Here is a 25,646-nt window from a genome sequence, read left to right as displayed (position 1 = left end):
CACAAGACAGGCGTGTCGGACGGCGCCTCTGGTGCCGGCATGGAAGGTGCGGCCTGCGCAGCGCCCGGTGTGCTGGATCCCACCGCGCTCGGGCATGCGTAGAGGTCTGCTGCCCAGCGCGGGCTGATCCAGGCAGGCCGCTCGATCCGACGAGCATGGCAAGCTTGTTTTTCTTGGTAAGCGCTTGCGGCGAACTTGGGCCCCGCAGGATGGTCAAGGGCATGGGAAGGCCCGACAAGCGCACGACCAACCTTCAGAGGCTACGATCGGCCCGTGAAGGACCTGAGATATTTCGATCGGCACAGGCAAGCAACCTGGCTGGAGAAGTTCTTTGACCTGATTTTCGTCGTCGCCGTGAGCCGCGCCGGCGAGATCCTGAACGACGCGCACGACGGCCACGTCGGGGCGGAGCAGTTCCTGCACTTCGTGCTCGTGTTCCTGCCGCTGTGGTGGATCTGGGCGGGCCACACGATCTACGCCAATCGCTTCGACACCGACAGCCGCCAGCACCGCCTGTCGACCCTGCTGATCATGTTCCTGCTGATCGTGATCTCGGCGCAGATCTCGACCGGCGCGCAGGACCACGACGCGCTGACCGTGGCGTGCTACTGCGGGGCGCGGCTGATCATCGCCCTCATGTATCTCGTTTCCAAGCGCAAGCACCACGACCGGGGGGGCATCACGACGACGGTGAGCGCTGTCTTCGCCGTTGGCGCCGCGATCAGCCTTTCATCCGTCCTTCTGGAGCCGCCTTGGAGCTACCTGGTCTTCTATGGGGGGATCGTGTTCGACATGGCGGCCCTGGTGCTGCTGAACCAGCGGTTGCAGGTCGTGCCGGCGCACACGCCGCACCTGATCGAGAGGATCGGCCTGCTGACCATCATCATGCTGGGCGAATCCGTGATCAGCATCACCGCGGCATTGGCGGGCATCACCTGGGGCCCGTCCAACGTCGTCGCCGCCGTCAGCGGATTCGTCATGGTGTCGGCCATCTGGTGGATCTACTTCGACAGCTTCCACCTGCTGGAACAGCGCAAGCTCACCACCGGGCATTCGATCCTCTACTCGCACTTTTTCGTGTTGATCGGCCTGGCGATCCTCGCCTCGCTGATCCGGCATGCGATCCTGGGCGACCTCGACCGGGACGACTTCCGTCAACTGGCCGCCATCGGCACAGTGCTGTTCTTCCTGGGCAAGCAGTACGGCTACTACATGGAGGTCCCGGAGCTGCGGACGTACCTCGTGACCAATACCGCCGCCGTTTTCGCCCTGACAACACTCGTGCTGATGTTGCCGCTCGAACCCGAGGCCATTCTGGTGGGGATGACGGCCACGATGATCTGCTATGTGCTGCTCAACCTGCGCTACCGCCACCTGGTGGGCGGCGAGGAAGTGCCGACATGAGCCGCTCCAAGCGCAGCACCTCCAGCATGCTGTGGCCAGGACAAACGCCTACCTTCGCCGATACAGGACTGCCCAAAGTGGCCGGAACAGCAACGTACGACCAGTTGAGTTGGCGTCAGGGCAGAAGAGTGAAGCCCGATTCAAAGCGCGTTTTCCCCGATGATGCCAGCACCATCTGCAGAAACCCGATTGCCTCCAGTTGCCTCGAGCGCTGAAGAGGGCCGACATCGACTGCGCGAAGTCCCGCCGCTCTGAGCATATCCGCGAGTGCAATCTTCCCCTCGGCGTCGTCTCCGGCGAACAAGACTGTGGTCGCCGTCGTGCCATTCGTGCGGGCAATGAGCGTGTCCGCGAGATTCGCGTTGAACGCCTTCAGGACGGCGACGTCCCCAGGAAGCTGCTTCGCAAGTTCAAGAGCGGTGGAGGTGCCCACCAGAGCCTCTGGTTGCTCGTACGTGGTGAAATCGATGGTGTTGGCAATGTCGATGACAACCTTGCCGCCGAGCCTGTCCCGATAGTGCTTCAATATGTTTGGGTAGGCGCCATACGGGACTGCGAGGACGACAAGATCCCCGGTCAGATCGTCGCCGAGAGCCGCATACCTGGCATCGGGGTGATCCTTGGTGGGCTTGGCGCTGCGATTGACTATTTGAATATCCGCTCCCGCGAGCGCTGCGATGTTCGCAATGGCCAAACCCATCTTGCCGCTGCCAATGATGCTGATCGATGTCATATGGATCAAAGCCTCTTGAATCGTTCGAGTGCGTTCTCAGCCACCTTGAGCGCGTCGTAGTCGAAAACTGCCGCTCTGCGGAAGTCGCGTCCTGAAGCGATGTCGAGGTCGCGCTTCTTGGTGTTGGTGAATTGCAATTGCGAATCGAACATTGCGCCGGCCCTGCGCGAACCCACCTGCAGGATCGTCGCACGCTGCATGCGAACGGCGGTGTAGCGCCTGAAGGCTTCCGGGATGTCACGGACACTGTTGGCCTGCTTGAGGAAGAAGGCCAGCGTGATGCAGTCCTCGAACGCCTGGTTCACCCCTTGGCCCTGGTGCGGAACCATGGTGTGCGCCGCGTCGCCCAGCAGGGCGATGGGCCCTCGCGACCAATTGGTGAGGGGCTCGATGTCGAACAGACCCCACCAGAAGGTCTCCTTGATCGCCGAGATGAACCGATGGACTCTGGGATCCCAGGCTTGACGGCTGAATTCAGTTTTGATTTCGTCCACGTCTGCAGGCCCGGACCAAGGTCCCTTCAGCGGTCTGTCACTGGGCACGCAAGCGACATAGTTGTACAGCTTGTGTTGCTGCAATGGATAGGTCATCAGGTGCCGGTCATTACCCATCCACGTCTGGCTGATCCTGTTCCAGTCCCTGGGGAGGTCGGACGCATCGATCACACCCCGGTATGCCATGAATCCGGAGTAGGCGAACTGGGTGGGTTGCCCGACGGCCTTGCGCACCACCGAGCGGATCCCATCGGCGCCTATGACGGCATCGAAGTCTTCCTGCTTGCCGTTCTCGAAGTGGACGCGGACACCTGCATCCAGCATTTCGATCGACTTTGCGCGATGGTGGAGCCGGATCGCCTCCGGATCCACCGCTTGCACCAGGATGTCGATCATGTCGGGCCTGTACATGCCAATGTTCTGGTACTGCTTCGCTGTGTCTTCCCAGGCTGCCTCGGTGACCAGGTTGCCCATGGCGTCCAGATAGACGCCGCTTCCATCCGGAATCGCTCCCGCGCGCTGCATCGGCTCGAGCAGCCCCAACTTGTCGAGGACACGAGAGGCATTGGGTGCAATGGTGACCCCCGCGCCCACCTCATCGTGCTTGTGTGATTGCTCGAACACGGTGGCTTGGATCCCCGCGATCTTCTTCAGTGCAATCGCCGCGGAGAGCCCACCTAAGCCTCCACCAATAATGCCAACCCTTGTCGACTTGCCTAGCATTCGGGCTCCTTCACTGATTCATGCAGTCCGGCAATCTCGCCGGCGGGGGCTGTCCAGCGACTCATCGCCGAACACCTGCGCGGGGTCGGCCTTGACCGGCCGCCCAAAAGCCATTCTAGGAGTCGCGCACGCACCGAGAAACCGGCTCTGGACAGACACAGAGTTCCGTTTTCTGGACGATCGTCGTCCTGTCATGAACTGGAACGACTCCAAGGCCCCCGCCTCTCCCATTCAGATGCGGGAGATCGACGCGGACGAACCGGTCGTGTTCCTGCTTGCAAGCGCGGCCCCAGTCGACGGGCGGTCGGACGCAGAACGCGTCAACACCTTCGCAGTCGCACCGACGTCCGACCATGTTCAACGTACCCTCTTCCTGGGCGGATGCCCCTGGCCGGAAGCAGCCGTCACGCTGCAAGCCGGAAAGACTTCAGCCCAACACCCAGGTTCCTGAAAGGATCTTTCGGGTCGCCCTGCGGGTCCTCGCACACGGGCTAGAGGCACGCCGCCAGTTCCGCCAACTTTGCCACTGTGTTCATGTTGCGGGCGGTGCCCTGCTCTGCGGCAGGAATGATGAGCCTTGGTGGTTGCAAACGACGCTCTGCCTGGAACAAGGGTCGCCTACTCGGCCACCGTCTGTGACTCGCGCAATTCAGGCGCTGCAGTTCGCCGCCTCATGAGCCATCGAGCTCGAAGGGCGGGACCGTGCGGCCGTCGATGTCCGTGAAGCCATACTCCACGGCCAAATCCCCCACGCGAAGGACGCGGCCTGTCTTTTCGAGGACCCGCGAATCGGCCGCCAGCGCGGCGATGGCACGGCCTACGTAACGGGTCGATTCGGTACCCGCCAATTCGGGACGCTCTCGCCAGCTCGCCTCATCGGTGTGGTGGCCTGCGAGGACGAACTCGGTGCGCATCCAACCCGGCGACACGGCCACCGAGGCCACGTTGTGCGGCTTGAGTTCCTGCGCCATGCCGAAGGCGAGCCTCGTCATGGAGGCTTTCGCCAGGTCATAGAACAGATTGCCAGCGAGATAGCGATCGCGGTCCCAGAAGGTGGTGGTGACGATGAGTCCCTTCCGCTGGCGCACCAAGATGGGAGCCGCCAGGCGGCTGGCCAGCAGGTGATTGCGCACCCCACGGTCGAACATCGCATCCCAGAGTTCCATCGGCCGCTGCCAGAAGGGCGCTTGGAAGATGCCGTCGAATTTCTCGTGCCCGCCCCACGCGTTATTGACCAGAAGGTCCAGGCGGCCCTGCTCTCGTTCAACCTGCCGGAACAGGGCCAGCACCTGCTCCTCGCTGGTGTGGTCGCACCGGACTGCGATGCCGTGACCGCCGGCACGCGTCACCTCTTCAGCCGTCTCGTCGATGCTACCTGGCACCTGCTTCATCCCCGAGAGGCTCACGATCTCGCCATAGCTTTGCGCCGGCGCGCCGCGCGTGCTGCGTCCGGTAACGTAGACCGTGGCGCCGGCTGCGCCCAGCTCGATGGCGACTCCGCGCCCGGCCCCGCGACTCGCGCCAGTGACCAGGGCCACGCAGTTCCTCAATGCGGCCATGCCTTGCTCCTTTTTCGAATGCATGTGCCCGATGGTGGCCGCGCTCTAGACAGGTGTCTTGGAGAAACCCGAAACGAAACGGTGCAAGAACTGGCCAGGGGTCAGCCCGCAGAGCGCGCGAAACTCGTTGACCAGGTGCGACTGGTCGTAGAACCCGGTCTCCAGGGCAATGTCGGTCCATCGCTTCGGACCTTGCAGGCGCAGCAGCCTCAGGCATTCGTGCACCCGCATGAGCCGGCGCCAAGCGGCCGGCGACAGGCCGAGCTGGGAGCGGAAGATCTGCTGCAGGCGGCGCTCACTGATGCCGACCGCGGCGGCCACGGCGCGCACCGACCGTGCATGACCGCCCGAACGAAGCCAGGCCGCCGCGCCCATGGCTTTGCGGCGCTCCTCGCCGTCGGTATCGCTAGCCATGCCCTGCAAGGCCGCGCACAGGACGCGCGCGCGCTCGTTGTCTCCGCTCCATTCCTGCACGAGGCCGTACAGGCCGCGATGGCCCGCACGTACCAAATCGTCCCAGGCGACCGCCTTCTCGGCGAGTTCGTGGGCCGGTATGCCGAAAAGCATCAGCGCCGCGCCAGGCTGCAGCGTGACGGACAGGCCCGACATGTGTCCGGTCATGGACAACAAAACGGGGCGTGCACTCGGGCCGACAAGCTGCGCCCCGCCGGAGCTGAAATCAAGGATGAGGCGCAGTGCGCCATCAGGCACGACGCGTTCGCTGACCACTGCTCCGGCGGGCAGGCGCTCGTCGTAGGCGATCAGATGCGCCACCAGCCCGCGCAGCGCCGCCGGTACTGCAAGCTCGCGCATGGTGCCGGCCGGTACCGTCGTCTCCGGCGCGTACAGCGGGTCGCCGTCGAGTCGCAGGAAGAGCCGCTCATGGTGCATCGCGGGGAGGATAGCAAGGCGCTCGCTCCCGTGGAAGGAGACGCACGGCCCAAGCGAGCAACCGTGTCCAGGCAGGATGGCTGCTTCTGGCCGAAAGCAGACCTACTCGGACGGCGACGGCCCTGGTTAGTCCTGCAGTATGAACTTGTAAGGCACGAGCACCCAGGAGTCCATCGGGTCGGCTGTGGCGCTCAGCGCCGGGCGGAAGCTCGAACCCTCCGCAGCCGCAACTGCCGACCGGTCCAACTCGGCGATGCCGGAGCTCCTTTGCACGTGGACCTCGCTTGGCTGACCGCTCGCGAGAACACGAATGCGCACATGAACTGTGCCCTCCTGTTCGCGGCGTCGAGCGGCAGCTGGGTATTCAGGAGCCGGGGCGAGGAGCATCTTGGCGGGTTGCGCAAGGTCCGTGGCGCCCGCCGGTCCAACCAGGAGGCACGCAGCGAGCATCGTCACGGCAATGCCCATCCCGACGCATTGAGGCAGAGGCGTTTGCACGACATTCTTCATGCGCTGATGTAGCAAAAAATCGCTGAGTATAGGCAGGCACTCCGAAACTCGATGACTGCTCATGGCCGGAAGCAGCCGTCAATCAGGCATCCCTTGCCGTACTGGCCGGGCCGCTTCGGTTTTCCACACTGTTCTGGAATCTAGTCTGAGGTGATGCTCTCTTCATCACGGAATCGCAGTGATCCGTGGATTGGAGCATGGATGAAAAAGTTACTGCCTCTCGCACTCGTTCTCTTCAGCGCTGCCACGCACGCGGGCGCCTACTCGGACGATCTTGCCAAGTGCCTTGTCAGGTCGACTTCGTCAAACGATCGAAATGATCTTGTGCGCTGGATGTTCGCTGTCTCGTCGGTCCACCCCGCACTTTCCACCAGCACACGCGTTGGCACGGAGGCATTGGAGGAAGCGAACAGAAAAACAGCTGTCTTGCTCAACCGGCTCCTGACGCAGGATTGCCTCCAGCAAGCGCGGCACGCACGAAGATACGAGGGCGACGTGGCGATCTTCAACAGCTTCAAGGCGCTCGGGGAAGTAGCGTCGCTCGAACTGTTCAGGCATCCGGCGGTGAACTCCGCACTCACCAGCTTCACGCGGCACATCGACTCGAAGAAGATCGATGACCTGACGCTCCGATGAGCCCGAAGCACGAAGCAAACCCGATGCATGACCCCTTGGACGCTTGGGACGACGATTCACCGGGCGTTTTGCACCAAGCCGCTGCGGCCTGTAGCCGCGAGGAGCTCGAGGGCATCCTCCGGGCCCGACGCGAACGGGGTCGCGGCATCGACGAACGGTGGACGGGCGGCGCGACAGCTGCAGGCGGCGCTACGGCGGCAGCGCGGCGCCAGCGCTGCGTTGGCAAGTCGCGGATCCGCCGAGGCGGCGCCAGTGGCGCCCGCCGCGCGCGGGGCAGACGGCTGCTTCTGGCCCCAAGGCGGACGCCGGGCAGCATGTCCCGGGGTTGCGGCATCATCCCGGCATGAGCATCACGGTCCCGGGTCCTGACGGACTTCCTCGCTGCGGCTGGTGTGCCGGCGCGTCACCCGACTACCTCGCCTATCACGACCACGAATGGGGTTTTCCCGTGGCGGACGATGCTCGCCTGTTCGAGAAGGTGAGCCTCGAAGGGTTCCAGTCGGGACTGAGCTGGCGGACGATCCTCGACAAGCGAGAGCACTTCCGCGAAGCGTTCAGGCGCTTTGACTTCCGCGCCGTCGCGCGCTTCGATGAAGCGGACGTCGCGCGCCTGCTTGCCGATGCAGGCATCGTGCGCCACCGCGGCAAGATCGAAGCGGTGATCAACAACGCGCGGCGTGCATGCGACATGGTCCAGGAGACGGGCACGCTGGCCGCGTACTTTTGGCGCTTCGAGCCCGCTGCGCATGAACTCGACGCGCATCGCTCCGTGTCGGTCTCCCGGGCGTCCCTTGACCTGTCCAAGGACTTGAAGAGGCGTGGCTGGAAGTTCGTCGGGCCGACCACGATGCATGCCCTGATCCAGGCGATGGGGCTGGTGAACGACCACGCTGACGGGTGCGTGGCCAGAGCGCAGGTGGAGGAGGCGCGCAAGCGGTTCAAGCGCCCTTGATCGGCCGGCTCCGTTCGAAATCGCGTGCCCAGTCGGCCACGGGGCGGAATCCCGGGTCGGCCCGGCACCTCGCTTCCGTCTCGGCCCACAGCGCCTCGTCGGTCTTCTCCAGATCGAGCGGGTATCCATGCGGCTGCGGCACGTACCAGGGCGTATCCAGGTAGACCTCGACGGTGTTGCCCTCGATGTCCGCGAAGTAGATGGACAGGGCGTTCCCATGGTTCATGCCGCGCATCTGCGTGGCGCCTGCATCCAGCGCGCGCGCGCGCACCTGGCGCAGGTGATCGATCTCGGTCACCTTGAAGGACAGCTGCATCACGGTGCTGGGGACGTCGGCCGGGCGTCCACTCGCCAGCACGAGCTGGTGATGCTGGTCGGGTGTTCCACTCAGGAAATGCAGCTTCACCTTGAAGTTGCGGCCTTCGCCCTGGTCCGTCACCCGCAGGCCGAAGACCTCCGTGTAGAAGCGGGTCATCGCATCGATGTCCCGCACATAGACGCCAAAGTGCGAAAGCTGGGGAGTACAGGTCAGTTGCATGGCATGCCGTGTGGATGGAGGATGATCTTGCCGAGCGTGTCCGGTGCGTCCAGGAGGCGGTGAGCCTCGCTGGCCTGCTCCAGCGGCAGCACGGTGCTGGAAGGCGCCTGCACGCGGCCTGCCGCCATGGCCTCGATGCTTGCGGTCATCAAGGCCCGGCGCAGGACAGGGTCGGCGTCGAAGGTGTGCATGGAGAAGACGCGCACGCCGAGGCTCTTGCCGAGGTGGTGGCGCAGGCGCGCGAACACATCGCCGGCGGGAGGGCCGCCGACGATGTTGTAGGAGACGGCGGTGCCCAGCGGCGCGAGACAGTCCAGGCACTGCATGAAGAGCGCCGCACCGATCGGGTCGATGGCCAGGTCGACCCCGTGCCCCTCGGTGGCCGCAAGCACCCGGTCGGCCAGGTCGCCCGACGACGGGTCCAGTGCGTGCCGCGCCCCATTGGCGATGGCGAACTCGCGCTTGGCCTGCGTGCTCGCGGTGGCGATCACGCGCATGCCGCAGGCCGTCGCCAACTGCGTCATCGCGCTGGCGACGCCGCCGGCGGCTCCGGTGAGCAGCACGGACCGGGCCCGCTGGGGCCCGCCGCAGTGGAACAGCAGGGCCTGTGCGAGCTGGAAGTTGGGCAGGCTCACTGCGTCGTCGAAGCCGATGGAATCCGGCAATGCGTACAAGGCCGCTGCCGGCGCGCAGGCGTACTGCGCATAGCAGCCACCGCGCTGCGGCAGCTCGCGGGCGCTGAGCAGCACCCGCTCACCCAGGCGCACCCCGCTCACGCCATCGCCGAGCGCATCGACCACGCCAGCCATTTCGTTTCCCGGTATGGCCGGCAGCGGCGGCATCCATTTGTAGCGCCCGGTGCGGATCAGGGCGTCGGGCCGACCGACGCCGATGGCCATGGCCTTGATCCGCACCTGGCCTGGGCCAGGCTGCGGCAGCGGCAACTCACGCAGCCGGAGGACTTCGGGCCCCCCCGGCTCGTCCAGCAGGACGGCCTGCATCGTGCGTTCAACCCATGCGCGGGATGCCCGCGTCGGCCACCACCTGCTTCCACTTCTGGAGCTCGGCGACCATCATGGCGCGCATCTCCTGCGGCGTGCTTCCGCGCGCTTCGCCGCCCATGTCTTCCAGTCGGCTCTTGACGGCGGGCACCTGCAAGGCCTTGAGCGTTTCGGCATTCAGCCGCGCAATGACGGCCGGGGGCGTTCCGGCAGGCACCATCCAGCCGGCCCAGGAACGCACGTCGTAACCCGCGACACCTTGCTCGGCGACGGTGGGCACGTCCGGCATGGCGCCCCAGCGCTCCGGCCCGGTCACGGCCAGCACTCGAACCTTCCCCGCTTTCGCATGGCCCAGGACGGCCGTCGGCGGCGCGATGACGAGCGGGATGTTATTGCCCAGAAGCGCCGGGATGGAGGCGGCATCGCCGCGGAAAGGCACGTGCATCATCCGCACGCCGGCCATCTTTGCCAGCAGCTCGCCCACGAGGTGGTGCGTCGAGCCCACGCCAGCGGTCCCGTAGCCGATGGTGCCCGGCGCGCCGCGCGCGGCCGACAACACGTCACCCAGGTTGCGAAACTTCGAGTCCGCCGGCACGGCGAGCAGGAAGGGAAAGAAGGTGATGGTGGAGACCGGATCGAAGCTGGCGATGGTGTCGTAGGGCAGCTTGTCGTACAGCGCACCAGCCACCACGTGGCCTCCGGTGGCGAGCAGGATCGTGTTGCCGTCCGGCGCCGCGCGCGCGACAGCCGCCGAGCCGAGCGTTCCGCCCGCCCCGGTCACCGCCTCCACGACGAACGGCTGCCCGAGCGCCTTGGACATCTCCGTGCCGACGAGGCGGGCGATGGTGTCGGCGTTGCCGCCGGCAGGAAAGCCCTGCACGGCCCGGATCGGGCGGTCGGGCCAGGACTGGGCGAATGCAGCCGGCAGGGCACCGGCCAGGAGCGCGCCGAAGCCGCCCGCCATGAAGTCACGTCGATCCATGTCTTGTCTCCTTCTGTTGTGAATTGCCGGGGCTCAGCTTCTCAGCCCTGCGCCTCGATGGGATTGCGCAGGATGCCAATCCGCTCGATCTCGACCTCGACCACATCGCCCGGCTTCATGAAGCGCGGTGGCTTGCGGCTCCAGCCCACGCCCGCGGGCGTGCCGGTGACGATCACGTCCCCGGGCACCAGCGTGAAGATGGTCGAGGCGTAGGCGATCAGCCGGGCGGTGGAGAAGATCATGTGCCCCGTGTGGCTGTCCTGCACCACCTCGCCATTCAGACGCGTGGCCAGCTTCAGCGGCTGTCCGGGCTCGATCTCGTCGGCTGTGACGAGCCAGGGGCCGAAGGCGCCGGTGCCCTCGAAATTCTTGCCCGAGGCGATCTGCTTGGCGTGGAACTGCCACTCGCGCACGCTCGCGTCGTTGTAGATGGAGTAGCCCGCGACGTGCTCGTAGGCACGGTCCTCCGGAATGTCGCGCCCGGCCTTGCCGATGACCACGGCGAGTTCGCCCTCCCAGTCCAGGGATTCGGACACCCGCGGCCGGATGATGGCCTGTCCGTGCGCCACCTGCGAGCGCCACACGCGCAGGAAGATCGGCGGCTCCGCGGAGAGCTCTCGCTGCATCCCGGCCGCCAGCACCTCCTGGTGGTGGTCCATGTAGTTGCGCACCGCGCAGACGATCTTTTCCGGGCGCGGGATGACCGGCAGCAGTTGCACGTCGGCCAGCGCCAGCTGGTCCCGGGCGTCGGCGACGAGCTGGTCGCGCCGGCCGAACTCGGCACTTCCCAGGAAGCTCGCCAGGTCGGCGCAGCCGGTGCGCTCTGCCAGCGCAGTGATGCGATCACCCTGGACCGCGCCCCAGCCCTCGCGGCCGTCGTGTAGGTAGGAAACAAGCTTCATGTGCCTCTCTCGTGGGTTTGAGCGATGACGGTACGTTTTATGCACAAAACGCCAAATAGGCACAAACCCGGGTGCCGCAGTTCGTGGATGCGGCACAATCCGCGGAACGTGAAAGCCCCTGCCCTTCCAGCGTCTCCCGAGCCGGTTTCCGAGCACGTCTATCGCGAGCTGCGCAAGGCCATCGTGCGCTGCGACTTCGAGCCCGGCACCCGCCTGCGGGTGGAGGAGCTCACGCGCCGCCTCGGGGTCAGCAGCAGCCCGGTGCGCGAGGCGTTGAACCGGCTGGCCGAGCAGGGGATCGTCAGCACCCTCGAAAACCGCGGCTTTCGCGTCGCGCGGCTCACGTCCGACGGCGTGGCCGACCTGGTGCGCGTGCGCCTGCTGGTCGAATGCGAGGCGCTGAGCGACTCGATCGCGCACGGTGACGACAGCTGGGAAGCGGGAGTGGTTGCGGCCGCGCATTCGCTGGCGCTGGTGGAGCGACGGCTCGGCGACGGCCCCCGCGCCCTGGACGACGACTGGTCCGCGCGGCACCGCGCCTTCCACCTGAGCCTGTACGCGGCGTGCACCTCCGAGATCCTGCGCGACCTGGTCGACGTACTGTTCGACCGCGCCGAACACTACCGCCGCTGGACGGCCAAGTACCGGCAGGCGCCACGCCGCAAGCATGACGAGCACCAGAAGCTCATGGCCGCGGCCCTCGCGCGCGACACGGAAAAAGCCGTGGAGCTGCTGCGCCGGCACATCGCGCGCACCGGCGACCTGGTGGGTGCCGTGCTGGACGGCGGGCCGCCCGAATGGATTCAGTGACCGAGGAAAACACGCAATGGAGCACCGGATCCGCAAGTCCTTCTTCTGCCAGGAGATCATCCACCACGACGGGGGCAAGCCCGCCGCCCAGCCCTTGCGCCTCGGCGTTGCGGCGGTGGTGATGGAGAACCCCTTCGCGGGGCGCTTCGAATCCGACCTGATGCCGTTCATGAACTCGCTCAAGCCGCTGGCAATGGACCTGGCGCAGCAGCTGCTGGCGAACCTGGGGACGGACAAGTCCGACATCCAGGTGTTCGGCAAGGGCTCCATGGTGGGCACCGACGGCGAACTCGAGCACGCAGCCGCCTGGCACGCGCCCGGCGGCGCGGGCATCAAGGAGGTGCTGGGCGCCAAGGGCTTCGTGAGCGCCGGAAAGATGGTGGCCGCGCTGGGGTCGCAGCTGCAGATCCCGCTCGTCTACGTGAATTCACCGTGGGTGCGCAGCCACTACAACACGACGGCGCTGTGCATCCACGACGCGCCGCGGCCGCGCGAGCTGGTGTTCGCGCTCGCGATGGGAACGGGCGCCCGCATCCATGCGCGCTTGCAGGGCGTCACGCGCGAGCAGGTCGAAGCCGGTCAGGGGCCCTCGTTCTAGGAACGCGGGGGCAGCACCTGCGCAATCGGCGTGACATGGCCCCAGGCCCGACGGCGAGCACGACCAGGATGCGCGCCGGCTCACGGATGACGGGCGGTGTTCGGGCGACGCGGCCCGACGGGTCTGCTGCCATGGGGCCGGGCGGGTCGATGCGGCCGGTCGCCATGCGGGAGCGTGGCCGCCCATGAACCTGCGGCAGATGGAAGTGTTCCGCGCCGTCATGCTCACCGGCGGGGTGGGTGGCGCCGCCGAGCTGCTGCACGTGTCGCAGCCCGCCATCAGCAAGGTCTTGGCCCAGGCGCAGCGACAGCTCGGATTCGCGCTGTTCTCGCGCATCAAGGGGCGGCTGGTTCCCACGCCCGAGGCTCAGGCACTGCGCACGGAGATCGAGGCCCTGTGGCGGGGCGTGGAGCGCGTGCGCGACGTCTCGCGCAGCCTTGCCTCGCCACGCAGCGGAACGCTCAGCGTCGCCGTCTCGGCGAGCCTCGCCGCGTACCTGGTGCCGCGCACGCTGGCCCTGCTTGCCGAGCGCTACCCGGGCCTGCAAAGCCGCATGGAGATCCTGATCGCGCCCATCATGGTGGACGCACTCCTGGACCATTCGGCCGAAGTGGGCGTCGCGCTGCTTCCCAACGAGCACCCTAACCTTGTGCAGGTGCGAAGCTACCAGTGCGGCTTCTCCTGTGTCGTCCCCCCGGAGCACCCACTCGCCGCCAGGCGCAGCGTCTCCCCGCGCGATCTGCTCGGGGAGCGCGTGATCGGCTCACCCCCGGACACGCCGTATGGGCAGGCGCTGCAGCGCGCCTACGGCAAGGCGGCGGCGGCGCTGCAGGTGCATTTCCATGTGCGATCGGCCACGTCGGCGTGCTGGCAGGCACAGGCCGGCGGTGGCATTGCGGTCGTGGACCGCGCCGCCGTGGCCGGACCGACGTTCCAGCAGCTCGCGATCCGGCCGTTCCGCACCCGCGAGCGGCTGCCGGTGGCCGTCGTGCGCAATCGCTACCGGCCGCCGTCGCAGCTGCAGGAGGCCTTCTGCGAGACCTTCGACACGGTGTGGAAGCAGGCGATGCGCGACTGAGCGGCGCGGTCCGGCGCTACGTGCCGGAACACGGTAGCGCGCCGGGCTGCGGGTGCGCCGCAAAATGCGCCATCGCCGCGATCACGCCCGACCCCGCCAGCCGCACGCCCGCGAGCTTCAGGCCCATCTCGCACCCGCAGAGCGCCGCCATCAGCGTCAGGTCGTTGCAGTCGCCCAGGTGGCCGATGCGGAACATGCGCCCCTTGAGCCTCCCCAGCCCCGTGCCGAGCGACAGGTCGAAGCGCTGGTGGATCAGATGGCGAACCTGGTCCGCGTCGACGCCTGGCGGGGTGACCACGCCGGTCAGCACCGGCGACTGGCTCGCCGCTTCCGTGCACTGCAGCTCCAGGCCCCACGCCTCGACAGCCGCCCGCACGCCCTCGGCCCAGCGGCGGTGGCGGGCAAACACGCCCTCCAGGCCCCCGGTGCGCCGGTCGAGCAGCATGTCGCAGGCTTCGGCCAGGCCGTACAGCAGGTTGGTCGTGGGTGTGTACGGGAAGTAGCCCGAAGCGTTGAGTTCGAGCATCTCGTCCCAGGCCCAGAAGGACCTGGGAAGCTGCGCCACCCTGCTGGCTTGCAGCGCCCGCGGCGACAGTGCGTTGAAGCTGATGCCCGGGGGCAGCATCAGCCCCTTCTGTGAACCCGAGATGCTCACGTCGACACCCCAGGCATCGTGCCGGTAGTCGGCCGCCGCGAGCCCCGAGATGGTGTCGACCAGCAACAGGGCCGGGTGCCGGGCAGCATCGAGTGCGCGGCGTACCGCCTCAATGTCGCTGGTGGCGCCCGTGGAGGTTTCGTTGTGCACCACGCAGACCGCCTTGATCGCGTGGCCGGTGTCCGCCTTCAGCCGCTCTTCGATCAGCGTCGCCTGCACGCCCTTGCGCCAGCCCTCGCCGCCCGGCAGTGCGAGCAATTCGGCTTCCAGGCCGAGTCGAGTCGCGAGCTTGTGCCACAGCGAGGCGAAGTGCCCGGTCTCGTACATCAGCACCCGATCGCCGCGGCTCAGCGTGTTCACGAGCGCCGCTTCCCAGGCGCCGGTCCCCGAGGCCGGGTAGATCACCACCGGATGCTCGGTCTGGAACACCTGCTGCATGCCGGCCAGCACCCGCTTGCCGAGGGCGCCGAACTCCGGGCCACGGTGGTCGATGGTGGGCAGGCTGATGGCCCGCAGGATCCGGTCGGGCACCGGCGATGGCCCGGGGATCTGCAGGAAGTGGCGGCCGCTGGGGTGGAAGTCGAGGGTCAGCACGTCGATGTCGCTTCCGCCCGGGTCATTTCGCGGGCGAGTTCGGCCTGCGGCAGGTAGGCGCCCTGCTCGCGCAAGGTTTCGACCAGCTGGCGCGTGTCCAGGTCGTTCGCCGGCTGTCCGGTCGCCAGGGACTGCGCGGCTGCCGTGCCCACGGCCTGCCCCATCATGTAGGCCGCCGACTGCGCCCGGATGGAGCCATGCACCTTGGTGTCGCTGGAATGGCACCGGCCCGCCACCCACAGGTTCTGCGCACCCCGCGGCACGAGGATGCCGTAGGGGATGCCCACGCACTCGCCGCGGCCGAGGTTGTCCTTGCCGTGGAAGTCCTTGAGGAACCGCTCGTACTCCTTTTTGCTGGTGTCGCTGGGATGAACGTCCGTCGGCCGGTTGTAGACGGCCACCTGGTCCGCAAACTGCCGGCGCGCGAGGAAGTCCTCGATCTTCAGCTCGAACTCGCCGACGATGCGGCGAGAGTCGCGCACGCCCATCACCGGTGCCGTGGTCAGAAGCTCCAGCTGCTCGCAGCCGGGGACGTACTGGCGGTAGAACTCGGTGTACTCCAGCGCAAGCTTGCGGCCGAACATCATTCCGTCCGACAGGCTGCGCACCGACAGCGGGTTGAGGTTGAAGACATGGCCCGCGTTCAGCGTCGCACCGTGCGGTCCGACCCGGTTCATCCCCGGAAAGAAGCGGTCCTCCTGCGTGAAGAAGCCGTCCTCGATGGCCTTGGGCACGAGCTCGTTTCGCACGCGCGCCTTCACCGCGTCCATGCCCTGGCCTTGGTAGTCGGGGTGCGTCCAGTCCATCCCGGCCAGGAGTGAGCAGAGCGTGCTGGGTGCCACCGTGTCGGTGTCGCGCAGCACCACCTTGCACTCCGCGCCCGCGAGGGCGGCCAGCGCCGCGTCGCCCGTGGCGTCGATGAAAGCGCGGGCGGGCACATGCCGCAGGCCCTCCACGTTGGCCAGAACGACGCCGTCGATGCGCTTGCCGTCGACGTCGGCTTCCACCACGCGGGTGAAGAAACGCACCTCCACACCGGCTTCCATCGCGAACGCGTCGAGGATCCGCTTGAGGTGCTCGGGACTGAACGGCACCCAGCGATTGAGCTGCCGGTTCAGGTAGTCCGGCGTGACCTGCGGTGCGAAGGCCTTCTGCTCCCACATCGTCGCCAGCAGCTCCTTCATGAAGCCGCCCACGAGCATGCGTTCGCCGTCGGACACCGGCCCGAACGACGCGACGAGCCCGCTGGTTCCCATGCCGCCCAGGCAGCCGGTGGCTTCGGCCAGCAGGACCTTGAGCCCCAGGCGCGCCGCGCAAACGGCCGCGGCGGTTCCGGCGGGGCCGCCGCCCGCGACAACGAGGTCGTACGGTGGATCGGACGGGATGCTGCGGGACAGCTGGTAACTCGTACTCACGAAGATTCCTTACTTCTGCAGGGGCCGGGTGATGGCCGCGAATCGCTTCAGCTCGCCGTGTGCGAAGTCGGTGAACTCCGCCGGTCCTTGCGGCGCGTGCTCGATGCCCATGGCGGCGAGAGCCTTGACCATCTCCGGGGTGCCCAGCACGGCAAGCAGGTCGGTCCCGAGTTGCCGGACGATCGGCGCGGGGATGCCGGCCGGGCCGAAGAAGCCGGCCCAGTTCACTGCCTCGAACCCCGGCAGCGTTTCGGCAATGGCAGGCCACTGGGGATAGAGCGGGCTGCGTTGGGAGCTGGTGACCCCGAGTACCTTCATCTGCCCGGACTTGACGAACTGTTCGGCCGAACTCACCACGGAAAACCCGATCGGCAGGACACCGCCCATGATGTCCGTGTACATCTTGGCCGCCCCGTTGTAGGGCACGTGCTGCAGCTGGATGCCCGCCATGTGGTTCAGCATTTCTCCGGCGAGCTGGGCGGAGGTACCGATGCCGTTCGAGCCGAACGAGATGCTGTCGGGCGGCTGCTTCTTCGCCAACGCGACCAGGCCCTTGATATCGTCGGCGGGAAAATTCGCCGCCGCCACCAGGCCGACCGTGTAGTAGCCGACCCGGGCCAGCGCCTGCAGGTCCTTTACCTGATAAGGAAGGTCGTTGCGCTGCACCGCGTTGATGGTGAGCGAGCTCCCCAGGAGGCCGATCGTGTGCCCGTCCGGCGCGGAGCGCGACACGGCCTGGGTGCCGATGACCACGCCGCCGCCTGGCTTGTGTTCCACCACGACGGCTTGCTTCCAGTGCGCCTCCAACCTGTCGCCGATCATGCGGGCCAGGCGACCCGCGGCGCCGCCCGGCGGCTGCGGAAGGATCAGCTTGACCGGACCCGTGGGGAAGGCCTGGCCCTGTGCGAAGGTGGGCGCGGCGGCAGCGGCCAGGGCCGCCAGCAAGGTGCGCCGGGTGAGGGTGTGGGGCGGGATGGGCAGCATCGGTGTCTCCTTCTTCGATCGGGTCGCGGGCAACCTCTGTCGCCGATGGTGCGAACCCCCACCCGGCACGTCAAATGAAAAGAGTTGGTGATGCGTTAACCCGAGGTTATGTCCCATACCTGCCAAGCAAGCCGCGCCGTCGCGCGCCGGCCACCCTGCAAGCCCGTGATCGCCGGACTAAGGGCGAACGGTGCAGGTGCGGCGCAGGGCCCGGCGACCACGGCGCGCGCCCGCTTTCTGCCGCCCACGCTCCTAGGCCCGGCCACCCCATCGGCTTCGCTGGCGATGGGCGCGCAAACGAGCCTCCACTTCCTCGCAGGCGACTTGCAGCTCCGAGGAGATCCGGCGGATCCGCGTCGCCGTCATGCGCTGGCTCATGGCAGCCACGCTCAGCGCACCGACCGGCTGGCCCAGTGCGTCGCGGAAGGCCCTGCCGACGGCACTGACGCCCAGGTTCACGGTGTCCTGGATCACGCTGGCCCCCAGGGACCGGGTCTTCCTGCAGGCCTGGGCGAGGACGGCGGCCGTGAGGCCACCGAAGGAACGCAGCTTGGGCGCGACCCGCTCGATCACCTCGGCACGTTCCTCGTCCTTCATCATCGCCAGGATGGCGAGCCCGCCGGCGCCCACACCGAGCGGACGCCGGCTCCCGACCTCGAGCACCAGCGTCCTGATCGGAAAGGACCCTTCCGTGCGGTGAACGCACACCGCATCGAAGCCACTGCGCGCGACCAGGTAGATCGTGTCGCCCGTTCCCTGCGCCAGCCCCTGCATGGCCGGCTCGCACAGGTCGCGGATGTCGAACATGATGGAGCCGGCCAGCCCCAGTTCGAAGGTCAGCGGGCCGAGGCGATAGCGATGAGCGTCCGGCTCCTGTTCCACGAGGCGTTCGGCCACCAGCTGCTTGAGGACGCGGTGGACGGAAGGATGCGGCAGAGCAGTGGCAGCGGCAAGCTCGGTCAGGGACAGGCCCCGGGAGCCGGCCGTCGCCAGGAGCTTGAGCAGAACCACGCCGCGTCGGAGGGAGCCGGCTTCGATCGCTGAAGTCATGTTCGACTATCGTACAAGCGTGTCCTGCGCCGGAGCCGGTGTCGTTCAATTGTCGGCATGGAACATCGACCACTCGAAGGCCGAACGGCTGTCGTCACGGGAGGCAGCAGCGGCATCGGCGCAGCCTGCGTGCGCCTGCTCGCTGCCCAGGGCGCGAACGTTGTCGTCGGCTATTACAGCGGCGAAGGGCGGGCTCAGCAGCTGGTCGCCGAACTCGCGGGCACCGGGCACATGGCCATGTGCATTCCGCTCGAGGATTCGCAGGCGCACGCGGACGCCGCCCGCCGGCTCGCCGAGCGCTTCGGGGCGGTCCATGTGCTCGTCAATTCCGCGGGGTACACGCGGCGCATTGCGCATGCCGACTTCGATGCGCTAACGCCCGAGCTGTTCAATTCCCTGCTGGTTGCGAACGCAGGTGGCCCGTACGCCATCACACGCGCCTTGCTGCCGCTGCTGCGCGCCTCGGGTGACGCCGTCGTGGTCAACGTGTCGTCCGTGTCCGCCTTCACCGGTGCGGGCAGCAACATCGCCTACTGCGCCGCGAAGGCGGCGTTGGACACGATGACGCAGGCCATGGCGCGTGCCTGCGGCCCGGCGGTCCGGCTGCTGTGCGTCTCGCCCGCATCGGTGGACACGGAGTTCGTCGAGGGTCGCAGCCGCGCCGAGCTGGAGAAGAAAGCGACCCAGACGCCGCTCGGGCGCGTGGTGACGCCGGACGATGTGGCCTGCGCGGTGCTTGCCTGCGTCACGCACCTGCGCACCGCTACCGGTACCCGCATCGTGATCGACGGTGGCCACACCCTCTGAGCGGCAGCCGATCGGCGCGGACGGCAAGCACCAACCCACACCCACAACGGAGACAGCATGAACCCCTCGCGTCCTGCCACCCTGAGCCGTCGAACGTTCGTCGGCGCCGCCGCCGCTATCGCCGCGCCCTTCTCCTTCGGCCAGACGGGGTGGCCGGACCGGCCCGTGCAACTGGTGCACGGGTTCGGCGCCGGCGGAAATGCCGATGTGATCGCTCGGCTGGTCGCGCAGCAGCTGCATGCGTCCCTCAAGCAACCGGTGGTGGTGGACATCAAGAGCGGCGCCGGAGGCATGATCGCCAGCAGCTTCGTCGCCAAGGCGCCCCCGGACGGCCACACGCTGGTGCTGCTCACCGGCGGGCACACGGCGTCCGCCGCCATGCGCCGGACGCTGCCCTACGATCCGGTGAAGGACTTCGCCTTCATCTCGACGCTCACGTCCTTTCCCTTCGTGGTGGCCGTCCGACCCGACCATCCGGCCAAGTCGCTTGCCGACCTGATCCAGATGGCCAGGTCCGGCACGAAAAAGGTGAGCTTCAGCTCGGTGGGCGTGGGGTCCACGCAGCACCTGGCCGGCGAGCTGCTGGGCGGCACCGCAGGCATCGAGCTGCTGCACGTCCCGTACAGGGGCGGCGGCGCACCGGTGCAAGCCGTGGTGGCGGGCGATGTGGATGTCCTGGTGGACACGCCCACCGTGGCGCTGCCGCACGTGCAGTCCGGGACCCTGCGCGCACTGGCGGTCACGAGCGCCGCTGCCTGGCCCTCGCTGCCGAACGTGCCCCCGGTCGCCGCCACCCTGCCGGACTTCGAGGTCCGCTCCTGGCTGGGCCTGGGCGCGCCGGCTGGCACGCCCGAGGCGATCGTGCGGCGGCTGAATGCCGACGTCCAGGCTTTGCTGAAGAAACCCGAGGTCCGCGCTGCGCTCCTGCGGGCCGGCAGCGAGCCGACCTACAGCAGCTCCGAAGCCATGCGCGAGATGGTCCAGAACGACATCGCCCGCTGGCGCAGCGTCATCGCGCGCCGCGGCATCGAGATCCAGAACTGAGGCGGCGCAGGGTGGCGTCCATGACGGGCATGTACGGCAGCCCGCGCGTGGACTCGTTCGATGCGTTGCCGCGGGACAGCCAGTCGTGCGAGCCGCAGTCCCCATCGGCATGGCGACGCACAAGTTTCGAAAGGTACCGACCCATGTTGATCAAGAGCCTGCACCACGCCGCATTCCGCTGCCAGGATGCGCGGGCGACGGTGGACTTCTACACCCGCATCCTCGGCCTCAAGTTCATTCATGCAATGGGCGAGGACCACGTGCCATCCACCGGCCAGTACAGCCCGCACATCCACATCTTCTTCCAGATGGAAGACGGCAGCTGCATCGCGTTCTTCGAGTGTCCGCGAGACGAGGGAGAGCCCTCGGGCCGGGACCCCCGCACCCCGGGCTGGATCCAGCATTTCGCATTCCGAGTGAAGGACACGCAAACGCTGCTCCAGGCCAAGGCGAACCTGGAAGCCGAGGGCGTCCAGGTGATCGGCCCGACGAACCACGACGACTTCCTGCTGTCGATCTACTTCTTCGATCCGAGCGGACACCGCCTGGAGCTCAGCGTGCACACCTCCACCCCGGAGATGGACGCCACCTTCGAAGCCGAGGCGCCGAAAGTCCTGGAACTCTGGGAGAAGACCCACGACTGGTCGCAGCGCCACCTCCTGTGGGGCTCGCAGGACGGCTACGACCGCACCTCCCGCTGAGGCTTACTTCAGCACCTGCAGCAGGTTGTTGAAATCGTCCGTCCACACCCTCAGGCTGGGCGCGGGCTCGATGGGGCTCGCCGCTTCACGCAGGCCTGGCCGCTGCAGCACCGCCGGATCGCGGGCGACCAGGACCCAGTCGGTCTTGCGCAGGGCGGAGCCGACCGCCTCGTCGTGCACCAGCGCGGCGTGCATGCCCTGGTCCCGCGCCAGCAGCGCCACCAGCGGCGCCAGCGCGAGGAACCTGTTGGTGACGTGGAAGGCGATGACGCCCTGCTCATGGATGTGGCTGCGGTACACCGCCATGGCCTCGCGCGTGAGCAGGTGGATGGGGATCGAGTCGGCCGAGAAGGCGTCGACCGCCAGCACGTCGAATCCATTGGGCCGTTCCTGCTCCAGCAGGAGCCGCGCGTCACCCAGTGCGGTCTCCACCCGCGCCCTGCTCTCCTGCAGGAACGTGAACTCCCGGCGCGCGAAGTCCAGGACCTGGGGGTTGATTTCGTAGAAGCGGTAGAGATCGCCCTCTCGCCCGTAGGCGGCCAGCGTGCCCGCGCCCAGCCCGATCAGGCCGACCTTCATCGGGCGGTCCTGCCTGCTCGCGGCGATGGCGCGGCCCACGCCGGAGGTCTGGCCATAGTAGGCGGTCGGCTCGCTGCGCCGGTGCGCCGCGAGGTACTGCTCGCCGTGCTTGACGGAGCCGTGATAGAGCTGGCGCACGCTGTCCGCCGGCTCGTCGCGGTGCACGTCCAGGGTGAGCAAGGTGCCATAGAAGCTGCGCGCGACCTGGCGCGCGTCCCGGAAGTCCGAGTCCACCTGCGCCCACAGGAAGTAGGCGCACAGCACCGCCAGCAGCCCGGCGCCGCCCGCCCACAGGCGCCGGGGCCGCAGCACGGCCACCGCCAGCAGCGCCACGATGACGAAGCCGATGCCCAGCTCGTAGTACGCCGGCAGCACGCGCGGGGCCAGCAGCGCCACCGCGGCGCCTCCCAGCGCGCCGCCCAGTGAGAGCATGAGATAGAAGCGGGTGAGGTAGCGCGGCGCCGGCTTCATGGTGGCGAGTTCCCCGTGCAGGAACATGCACAGCACGAAGAGGCCGCCCGCGTACAGCGGGATGGCCAGCTTCACGTCCGAGCCCAGCGAAGGCGCCTGCAGGGCGTAGGCGCACAGGCCCAGCAGCACAGCGGCGGGCGCCAGCCAGCGGCCGCGCCGGTACCAGCGCTCGCTTTCGAAGCACAGCACGAAGGTCAGGAGGTACAGCGTCAGGGGCAGCAGCCACAGGAAGGGGATGGCCGCGACGTTCTGGGTCAGGTGGTTGGTGATCGCCACCAGCAGCCAGGAGCCCATGGCCGACAGACCCAGCCACAGGACATGGTCGCCCGCCGAGGGCGCCGCCGCCGTCGGGCCGGGCTGCGGCATCGCCGCCTGCGGCGCGCCCGCGGGCAGGGGCTGCGCGACCCGGTACACGTACACGGCGCAAGCCGCGCACAGCACGATGAAGCCCAGGTACACGGCAGACCAGGACCAGGCCTGGGTCGCCAGCCTCGCATGGGGCTCGATGAGGAAGGGATAGGAGATCAGCGCGATCAGCGAGGCGAGGTTGGAGAGCGAGAAATAGCGGTACACCTGTGCCCCCACCAGGGTGCGCGACACCCAGGCCTGGATGAGGGGGCCGGTGGTCGAGAGCAGGAAGTACGGCAGGCCGACGGTGCTCACCAGCAGCAGCAGGATCCAGAGCGTAGGGTCGGTCCCGCCCACGGGCTTCCAGGAGGCATCGGCGATCACGGGCAGGCTGGCCAGGCTCGCCACCAGCAGGCTGCAGTGCAGGACCACCTGGCCGCGCGGCGGCAGTTCCTGCTGGTCCAGTCCGAGTAGGCGTAGCCCATGAGGAGGGCGGACTGGAAGAACACCATGCACACCGCCCACACGCCGGCCGTGCCGCCGAACCACGGGAGGATGTTCTTGGAGATGATCGGCTGGATCAGGAACAGCAGGAAAGCGCTGGAGAAAATCGTTCCAGCGAACATCGCTTTGGCCATGGCGGATCCAACTCCGTGAAGTGGGGGGCAGCGTCGCGGCGCCCACTGTAAGGCCGCGCTGCCGCATCACAGATGCTTCTCGCGTCGCGTCCGGGCGGCGTCGGCATGAACGCCACACCCGGCCCGGCACTGCAGGCCTCCACGCCGAGCGGCGCGCCCTCCGAACCCCCACCCCAAGGTCATCCGGCGTGCGCCTGCATCGTGAGCGAGGCCCATGCATTGCGAGCAATACCGCGATCCATCGACAACACCATCCACTTGGATGGTGCTAGGATGCCTCCGTGCCCAAAGCAACCACCAAATCCCTGGCCGGCCCCAAGCCGGTCGACGAGAAGATCACCATCAACCTTGGCTGTGTCGATCTTGGTCAGATCGACTTGCTGGTGCAGGAAGGCTTCTATGCCAACCGCAGCGACCTGATCCGCACCGCGATTCGCAGCCAGCTGGCCGCGCATGGCGATGCCGTCCGGCAAGCGGTGGTTCGCAAGACGCTCGTGCTGGGCATCCAGCACTACACCCGGCAGGACCTCGAAGCCGTTCGCGCCGAAGGCAAGACCCTTCAGATCCGCGTTCTCGGACTGGCCACGATCGACCCCGCCGTCACGCCCGAGCTCGCGCTCGCCACCATCGAATCCGTCACCGTCCTGGGCGCGCTACAGGCCAGCCCAGCGGTCAAGGCTGCGCTGAAGCAGCGCATCCGCTAACCCCTCCACCCCTGAAAGATTCCCCATGCCCACCCTGCACAAGCTGCTCCAAGGCGCCCTCAGCCTCACCCAACGCGGTGACCTGCAAGCGGCCACCACCGCCATCCAGGCCGCGCTGGCACGCCACGCCGGCCCGGCGCCCCTGAACGGCGACCAGGTGATCGATGTCCAGGCCTTCGTGACGCCCGGCCGTTTCACGCTGCCCGGCGCCGGACACCGGGGCCCGATCGCCCCACCGGCGCCCGAGAGCACCGACCCGCGATTCACCGCCGGTCGCTATGCCAACAACTCCGGCCATCGCGACTACAAGCTGTTCGTGCCGCCCCAGGCCGGGACCCGGCCCCTGCCGCTGGTCGTGATGCTGCACGGCTGCACCCAGAATCCGGACGACTTCGCAGCCGGCACGGCCATGAACGAACTGGCGCAGCAGGAAGGCTTCTACGTCCTGTATCCCGCCCAGTCCCGAAAGAGCAACCCGCAGGGCTGCTGGAACTGGTTCAAGCACACCCACCAGGCCCGCGGCCGCGGCGAACCGGCGCTGCTGGCCGAGATGACGCGCCAGGTGATGGGGCAGCACACGGTCGACCCGAACCGCGTGTACGTGGCGGGCCTGTCCGCGGGAGGCGCCATGGCGGCCATCCTCGGCGAGACCTACCCCGACCTCTTCGCCGCCATCGGCGTGCACTCCGGATTGCCCGCCAAGGTCGCGAGCGACCTGCCCTCGGCGCTTGCCGCGATGAGGAGCGGCCCCGCGGACGCACGGGCAAGCGCCCTCGGCCGTGTCCCGGCGATCGTCTTCCACGGCGATGCCGACACCACCGTCCACCCCAGCAACGGCGAGCACATCGTGCGCGCGAGCGCCGGCGCCACGCAGGAAGTCAGCCAGGCCCGCGCCCCCGGCGGGCGCGACTACACGCGCAGCGTCCGCCGCGGCGAAAACGGCGCCGTGCTGGCGGAGCACTGGCTGGTGCATGGCGCGCCACATGCGTGGTCGGGCGGCAGCGGCCGCGGCAGCTACACCGACCCCCAGGGGCCCGATGCGTCCGCCGAAATGCTGCGCTTCTTCCTGGAGCACCCACGGGCCACGCCGCTGTGAGGCGCCAGCGCCGCGCAGCGGCCCGGGTCACTGCCCCAGGACCGCGAAGATGCGGTCCCATCCCGGCCAGATGGTCAGGCCGATCGCGACCACCACCACGATGACCACGGCCGATCCGAGCCAGTTGCCCGGGTGCTGCCACGGCTCGATCCCGGCACGGACCTCCTGGGCCCAGGTCCAGCGTTCATCCGGGGCGCGCGGCTCCCCGGATTCCATCGGTGACAGGGGCTTGTCCATGGCCGTTCCTATTGCTCAAAGATTGAGCATGCGCCTTTTCCTGCGGTCCCGCGGGCTCACCCCTTCTTTTTGTCGAAGCCGGTCCGCGAGAGAGGACGCGGTGTAGGAGTGCGCAACCCGCAATTGAGGTGTGATCCTTAGGGGCGTCGCCATCCGGCGGCCGCATGCTCGTGGTCCCCAGGCACGGTGCCCGGGTCCTACGGACATCGAACCCCATGAGCAATCCCTGGTTGAAGAAGAACCCCTTCATGAGCATGTGGCTCTCGGCCGCCAACTCCGCCGCCGGAACCGTGCGCGCCCGTGCGAGCGGTGCGGCCAGGCGACAGGGCGCCGCCGTGCAAGCGCAGGCGACGCGCCAGGTGGTCGACTTCTGGCTCGGCGCGCCGACCCAGAAGCCCGTACGAAAGAAGGCACGCCGCTAGGTGGTTCCGCGATCGCGAGCGCATGATGGGGCCGTCGGAGGCGCCATCGCGCGTTCCGCGGCGCCTCGCGCGCCGTCCACCCACGCAACC

At 67.7% G+C, this 25,646-nt stretch carries 30 protein-coding genes; 14 read left to right on the top strand and 16 right to left on the bottom strand.

Annotated features, from left to right (window positions below):
- The first annotated feature begins 273 nt into the window (after window positions 1-273).
- Window positions 274-1,404 (top strand): low temperature requirement protein A, encoded by a 1,131-nt coding sequence (locus EZ242_RS01845; protein WP_135283399.1) that lies wholly within the window; start codon window positions 274-276, stop codon window positions 1,402-1,404.
- Between the two features lie 115 nt (window positions 1,405-1,519).
- Here the strand turns inward: EZ242_RS01845 and EZ242_RS01840 are convergent, their stop codons facing one another.
- Window positions 1,520-2,137, bottom strand: coding sequence for an NADPH-dependent F420 reductase (locus EZ242_RS01840; RefSeq protein ID WP_135283398.1), 618 nt, complete (start codon window positions 2,135-2,137; stop codon window positions 1,520-1,522).
- A 5-nt stretch (window positions 2,138-2,142) separates the two neighbouring features.
- On the bottom strand, window positions 2,143-3,354 hold the full coding sequence (locus tag EZ242_RS01835; protein WP_135283397.1) for an FAD-dependent monooxygenase: 1,212 nt from the start codon (window positions 3,352-3,354) through the stop codon (window positions 2,143-2,145).
- Between the two features lie 193 nt (window positions 3,355-3,547).
- Here EZ242_RS01835 and EZ242_RS01830 point away from each other — a divergent pair, with 193 nt between their 5' ends.
- Window positions 3,548-3,805, top strand: a complete 258-nt coding sequence (locus EZ242_RS01830; RefSeq protein ID WP_135283396.1) for a hypothetical protein — start codon at window positions 3,548-3,550, stop codon at window positions 3,803-3,805.
- A 220-nt stretch (window positions 3,806-4,025) separates the two neighbouring features.
- Here the strand turns inward: EZ242_RS01830 and EZ242_RS01825 are convergent, their stop codons facing one another.
- The 3 genes from EZ242_RS01825 to EZ242_RS22615 form a co-directional block, all read right to left on the bottom strand.
- Entirely contained in the window at window positions 4,026-4,937 is a 912-nt protein-coding gene (locus EZ242_RS01825; protein ID WP_240786948.1) for an SDR family NAD(P)-dependent oxidoreductase, read from the bottom strand.
- A gap of 21 nt (window positions 4,938-4,958) precedes the next feature.
- Window positions 4,959-5,804 (bottom strand): helix-turn-helix domain-containing protein, encoded by an 846-nt coding sequence (locus EZ242_RS01820; protein ID WP_135283395.1) that lies wholly within the window; start codon window positions 5,802-5,804, stop codon window positions 4,959-4,961.
- A gap of 126 nt (window positions 5,805-5,930) precedes the next feature.
- Window positions 5,931-6,191: an energy transducer TonB gene (locus tag EZ242_RS22615; protein ID WP_420821225.1), complete on the bottom strand. Its 261-nt coding sequence runs from the start codon at window positions 6,189-6,191 to the stop codon at window positions 5,931-5,933.
- Here EZ242_RS22615 and EZ242_RS22300 point away from each other — a divergent pair.
- From EZ242_RS22300 to EZ242_RS01805, 3 genes are all read left to right on the top strand, one after another.
- The gene (locus EZ242_RS22300; RefSeq protein WP_240786947.1) at window positions 6,072-6,326 is read left to right on the top strand and encodes a hypothetical protein; all 255 of its coding nucleotides are present in this window, start codon (window positions 6,072-6,074) and stop codon (window positions 6,324-6,326) included. The two genes, EZ242_RS22615 and EZ242_RS22300, sit on opposite strands and share 120 nt — an antisense overlap.
- Before the next feature lie 189 nt (window positions 6,327-6,515).
- On the top strand, window positions 6,516-6,950 hold the full coding sequence (locus tag EZ242_RS01810; protein ID WP_135283393.1) for a hypothetical protein: 435 nt from the start codon (window positions 6,516-6,518) through the stop codon (window positions 6,948-6,950).
- Window positions 6,951-7,293: 343 nt separating this feature from the next.
- Complete coding sequence (locus tag EZ242_RS01805; RefSeq protein ID WP_135283392.1) at window positions 7,294-7,902, top strand: DNA-3-methyladenine glycosylase I; 609 nt, start codon at window positions 7,294-7,296, stop codon at window positions 7,900-7,902.
- Here the strand turns inward: EZ242_RS01805 and EZ242_RS01800 are convergent.
- The 4 genes from EZ242_RS01800 to EZ242_RS01785 are packed head-to-tail and all read right to left on the bottom strand — an operon-like array spanning window position 7,889 to window position 11,325.
- Window positions 7,889-8,440, bottom strand: a complete 552-nt coding sequence (locus EZ242_RS01800; protein ID WP_135283391.1) for a VOC family protein — start codon at window positions 8,438-8,440, stop codon at window positions 7,889-7,891. The genes EZ242_RS01805 and EZ242_RS01800 overlap by 14 nt on opposite strands.
- On the bottom strand, window positions 8,431-9,441 hold the full coding sequence (locus EZ242_RS01795; protein WP_135283390.1) for a zinc-dependent alcohol dehydrogenase family protein: 1,011 nt from the start codon (window positions 9,439-9,441) through the stop codon (window positions 8,431-8,433). The genes EZ242_RS01800 and EZ242_RS01795 overlap by 10 nt, the downstream gene beginning before the upstream one ends.
- A gap of 7 nt (window positions 9,442-9,448) precedes the next feature.
- Window positions 9,449-10,423 (bottom strand): Bug family tripartite tricarboxylate transporter substrate binding protein, encoded by a 975-nt coding sequence (locus EZ242_RS01790; RefSeq protein ID WP_135283389.1) that lies wholly within the window; start codon window positions 10,421-10,423, stop codon window positions 9,449-9,451.
- A gap of 41 nt (window positions 10,424-10,464) precedes the next feature.
- Window positions 10,465-11,325 (bottom strand): fumarylacetoacetate hydrolase family protein, encoded by an 861-nt coding sequence (locus tag EZ242_RS01785; RefSeq protein WP_135283388.1) that lies wholly within the window; start codon window positions 11,323-11,325, stop codon window positions 10,465-10,467.
- Window positions 11,326-11,433: 108 nt separating this feature from the next.
- Between EZ242_RS01785 and EZ242_RS01780 the strand changes: the two genes are divergently transcribed.
- The 3 genes from EZ242_RS01780 (at window position 11,434) to EZ242_RS01770 (ending at window position 13,811) form a co-directional block, all read left to right on the top strand.
- A complete protein-coding gene (locus EZ242_RS01780) occupies window positions 11,434-12,135 on the top strand; it encodes a GntR family transcriptional regulator (protein ID WP_240786946.1) in 702 nt (233 codons plus the stop codon).
- 16 nt (window positions 12,136-12,151) lie between these two features.
- Window positions 12,152-12,733 carry an amino acid synthesis family protein gene (locus tag EZ242_RS01775; RefSeq protein ID WP_135283386.1) on the top strand — a complete coding sequence of 194 codons (582 nt, stop codon included), beginning with the start codon at window positions 12,152-12,154 and terminating at the stop codon, window positions 12,731-12,733.
- A gap of 184 nt (window positions 12,734-12,917) precedes the next feature.
- Window positions 12,918-13,811: a LysR family transcriptional regulator gene (locus EZ242_RS01770; RefSeq protein ID WP_135283385.1), complete on the top strand. Its 894-nt coding sequence runs from the start codon at window positions 12,918-12,920 to the stop codon at window positions 13,809-13,811.
- 16 nt (window positions 13,812-13,827) lie between these two features.
- On the opposite strand, the gene EZ242_RS01765 is transcribed toward EZ242_RS01770, so the two are convergent.
- The 4 genes from EZ242_RS01765 to EZ242_RS01750 form a co-directional block, all read right to left on the bottom strand.
- Window positions 13,828-15,060 carry a pyridoxal-phosphate-dependent aminotransferase family protein gene (locus EZ242_RS01765; RefSeq protein ID WP_135283384.1) on the bottom strand — a complete coding sequence of 411 codons (1,233 nt, stop codon included), beginning with the start codon at window positions 15,058-15,060 and terminating at the stop codon, window positions 13,828-13,830.
- Window positions 15,054-16,475 carry an FAD-dependent oxidoreductase gene (locus EZ242_RS01760; protein ID WP_135283383.1) on the bottom strand — a complete coding sequence of 474 codons (1,422 nt, stop codon included), beginning with the start codon at window positions 16,473-16,475 and terminating at the stop codon, window positions 15,054-15,056. The genes EZ242_RS01765 and EZ242_RS01760 overlap by 7 nt, the downstream gene beginning before the upstream one ends.
- 9 nt (window positions 16,476-16,484) lie before the next feature.
- A complete protein-coding gene (locus EZ242_RS01755) occupies window positions 16,485-17,459 on the bottom strand; it encodes a tripartite tricarboxylate transporter substrate-binding protein (RefSeq protein ID WP_135283382.1) in 975 nt (324 codons plus the stop codon).
- A 252-nt stretch (window positions 17,460-17,711) separates the two neighbouring features.
- A complete protein-coding gene (locus EZ242_RS01750) occupies window positions 17,712-18,509 on the bottom strand; it encodes an IclR family transcriptional regulator (protein ID WP_135283381.1) in 798 nt (265 codons plus the stop codon).
- Window positions 18,510-18,566: 57 nt separating this feature from the next.
- Between EZ242_RS01750 and EZ242_RS01745 the strand changes: the two genes are divergently transcribed.
- The 3 genes from EZ242_RS01745 (at window position 18,567) to EZ242_RS01735 (ending at window position 21,061) form a co-directional block, all read left to right on the top strand.
- Complete coding sequence (locus EZ242_RS01745; RefSeq protein ID WP_135283380.1) at window positions 18,567-19,316, top strand: SDR family NAD(P)-dependent oxidoreductase; 750 nt, start codon at window positions 18,567-18,569, stop codon at window positions 19,314-19,316.
- Between the two features lie 57 nt (window positions 19,317-19,373).
- Complete coding sequence (locus tag EZ242_RS01740; RefSeq protein ID WP_135283379.1) at window positions 19,374-20,360, top strand: tripartite tricarboxylate transporter substrate binding protein; 987 nt, start codon at window positions 19,374-19,376, stop codon at window positions 20,358-20,360.
- Window positions 20,361-20,503: 143 nt separating this feature from the next.
- On the top strand, window positions 20,504-21,061 hold the full coding sequence (locus tag EZ242_RS01735) for a VOC family protein (protein WP_135283378.1): 558 nt from the start codon (window positions 20,504-20,506) through the stop codon (window positions 21,059-21,061).
- Between the two features lie 3 nt (window positions 21,062-21,064).
- Here EZ242_RS01735 and EZ242_RS01730 read toward each other — a convergent pair whose 3' ends face one another.
- Together EZ242_RS01730 and EZ242_RS22295 are read right to left on the bottom strand one after the other, a co-directional pair.
- Entirely contained in the window at window positions 21,065-22,891 is a 1,827-nt protein-coding gene (locus EZ242_RS01730; protein WP_240786945.1) for a fused MFS/spermidine synthase, read from the bottom strand.
- Window positions 22,840-23,097 carry a hypothetical protein gene (locus EZ242_RS22295; RefSeq protein WP_240786944.1) on the bottom strand — a complete coding sequence of 86 codons (258 nt, stop codon included), beginning with the start codon at window positions 23,095-23,097 and terminating at the stop codon, window positions 22,840-22,842. Before EZ242_RS22295 ends, EZ242_RS01730 begins: the two co-directional genes overlap by 52 nt.
- Before the next feature lie 281 nt (window positions 23,098-23,378).
- On the opposite strand from EZ242_RS22295, the gene EZ242_RS01725 reads away from it, so the two are divergent.
- Together EZ242_RS01725 and EZ242_RS01720 are read left to right on the top strand one after the other, a co-directional pair.
- The gene (locus EZ242_RS01725) at window positions 23,379-23,801 is read left to right on the top strand and encodes a CopG family transcriptional regulator (RefSeq protein WP_135283377.1); all 423 of its coding nucleotides are present in this window, start codon (window positions 23,379-23,381) and stop codon (window positions 23,799-23,801) included.
- A gap of 25 nt (window positions 23,802-23,826) precedes the next feature.
- Complete coding sequence (locus EZ242_RS01720; RefSeq protein ID WP_135283376.1) at window positions 23,827-24,897, top strand: extracellular catalytic domain type 1 short-chain-length polyhydroxyalkanoate depolymerase; 1,071 nt, start codon at window positions 23,827-23,829, stop codon at window positions 24,895-24,897.
- Between the two features lie 27 nt (window positions 24,898-24,924).
- Here the strand turns inward: EZ242_RS01720 and EZ242_RS01715 are convergent, their stop codons facing one another.
- A complete protein-coding gene (locus tag EZ242_RS01715; protein WP_135283375.1) occupies window positions 24,925-25,134 on the bottom strand; it encodes a hypothetical protein in 210 nt (69 codons plus the stop codon).
- Window positions 25,135-25,349: 215 nt separating this feature from the next.
- On the opposite strand from EZ242_RS01715, the gene EZ242_RS01710 reads away from it, so the two are divergent.
- Complete coding sequence (locus EZ242_RS01710; protein ID WP_135283374.1) at window positions 25,350-25,556, top strand: hypothetical protein; 207 nt, start codon at window positions 25,350-25,352, stop codon at window positions 25,554-25,556.
- Window positions 25,557-25,646 lie beyond the last annotated feature (90 nt).

The sequence above is a fragment of the Ramlibacter rhizophilus genome, assembly GCF_004681965.1.
Lineage (GTDB): Bacteria > Pseudomonadota > Gammaproteobacteria > Burkholderiales > Burkholderiaceae_C > Ramlibacter > Ramlibacter rhizophilus.
This window is presented reverse-complemented; position numbering and strand designations above follow the sequence as displayed.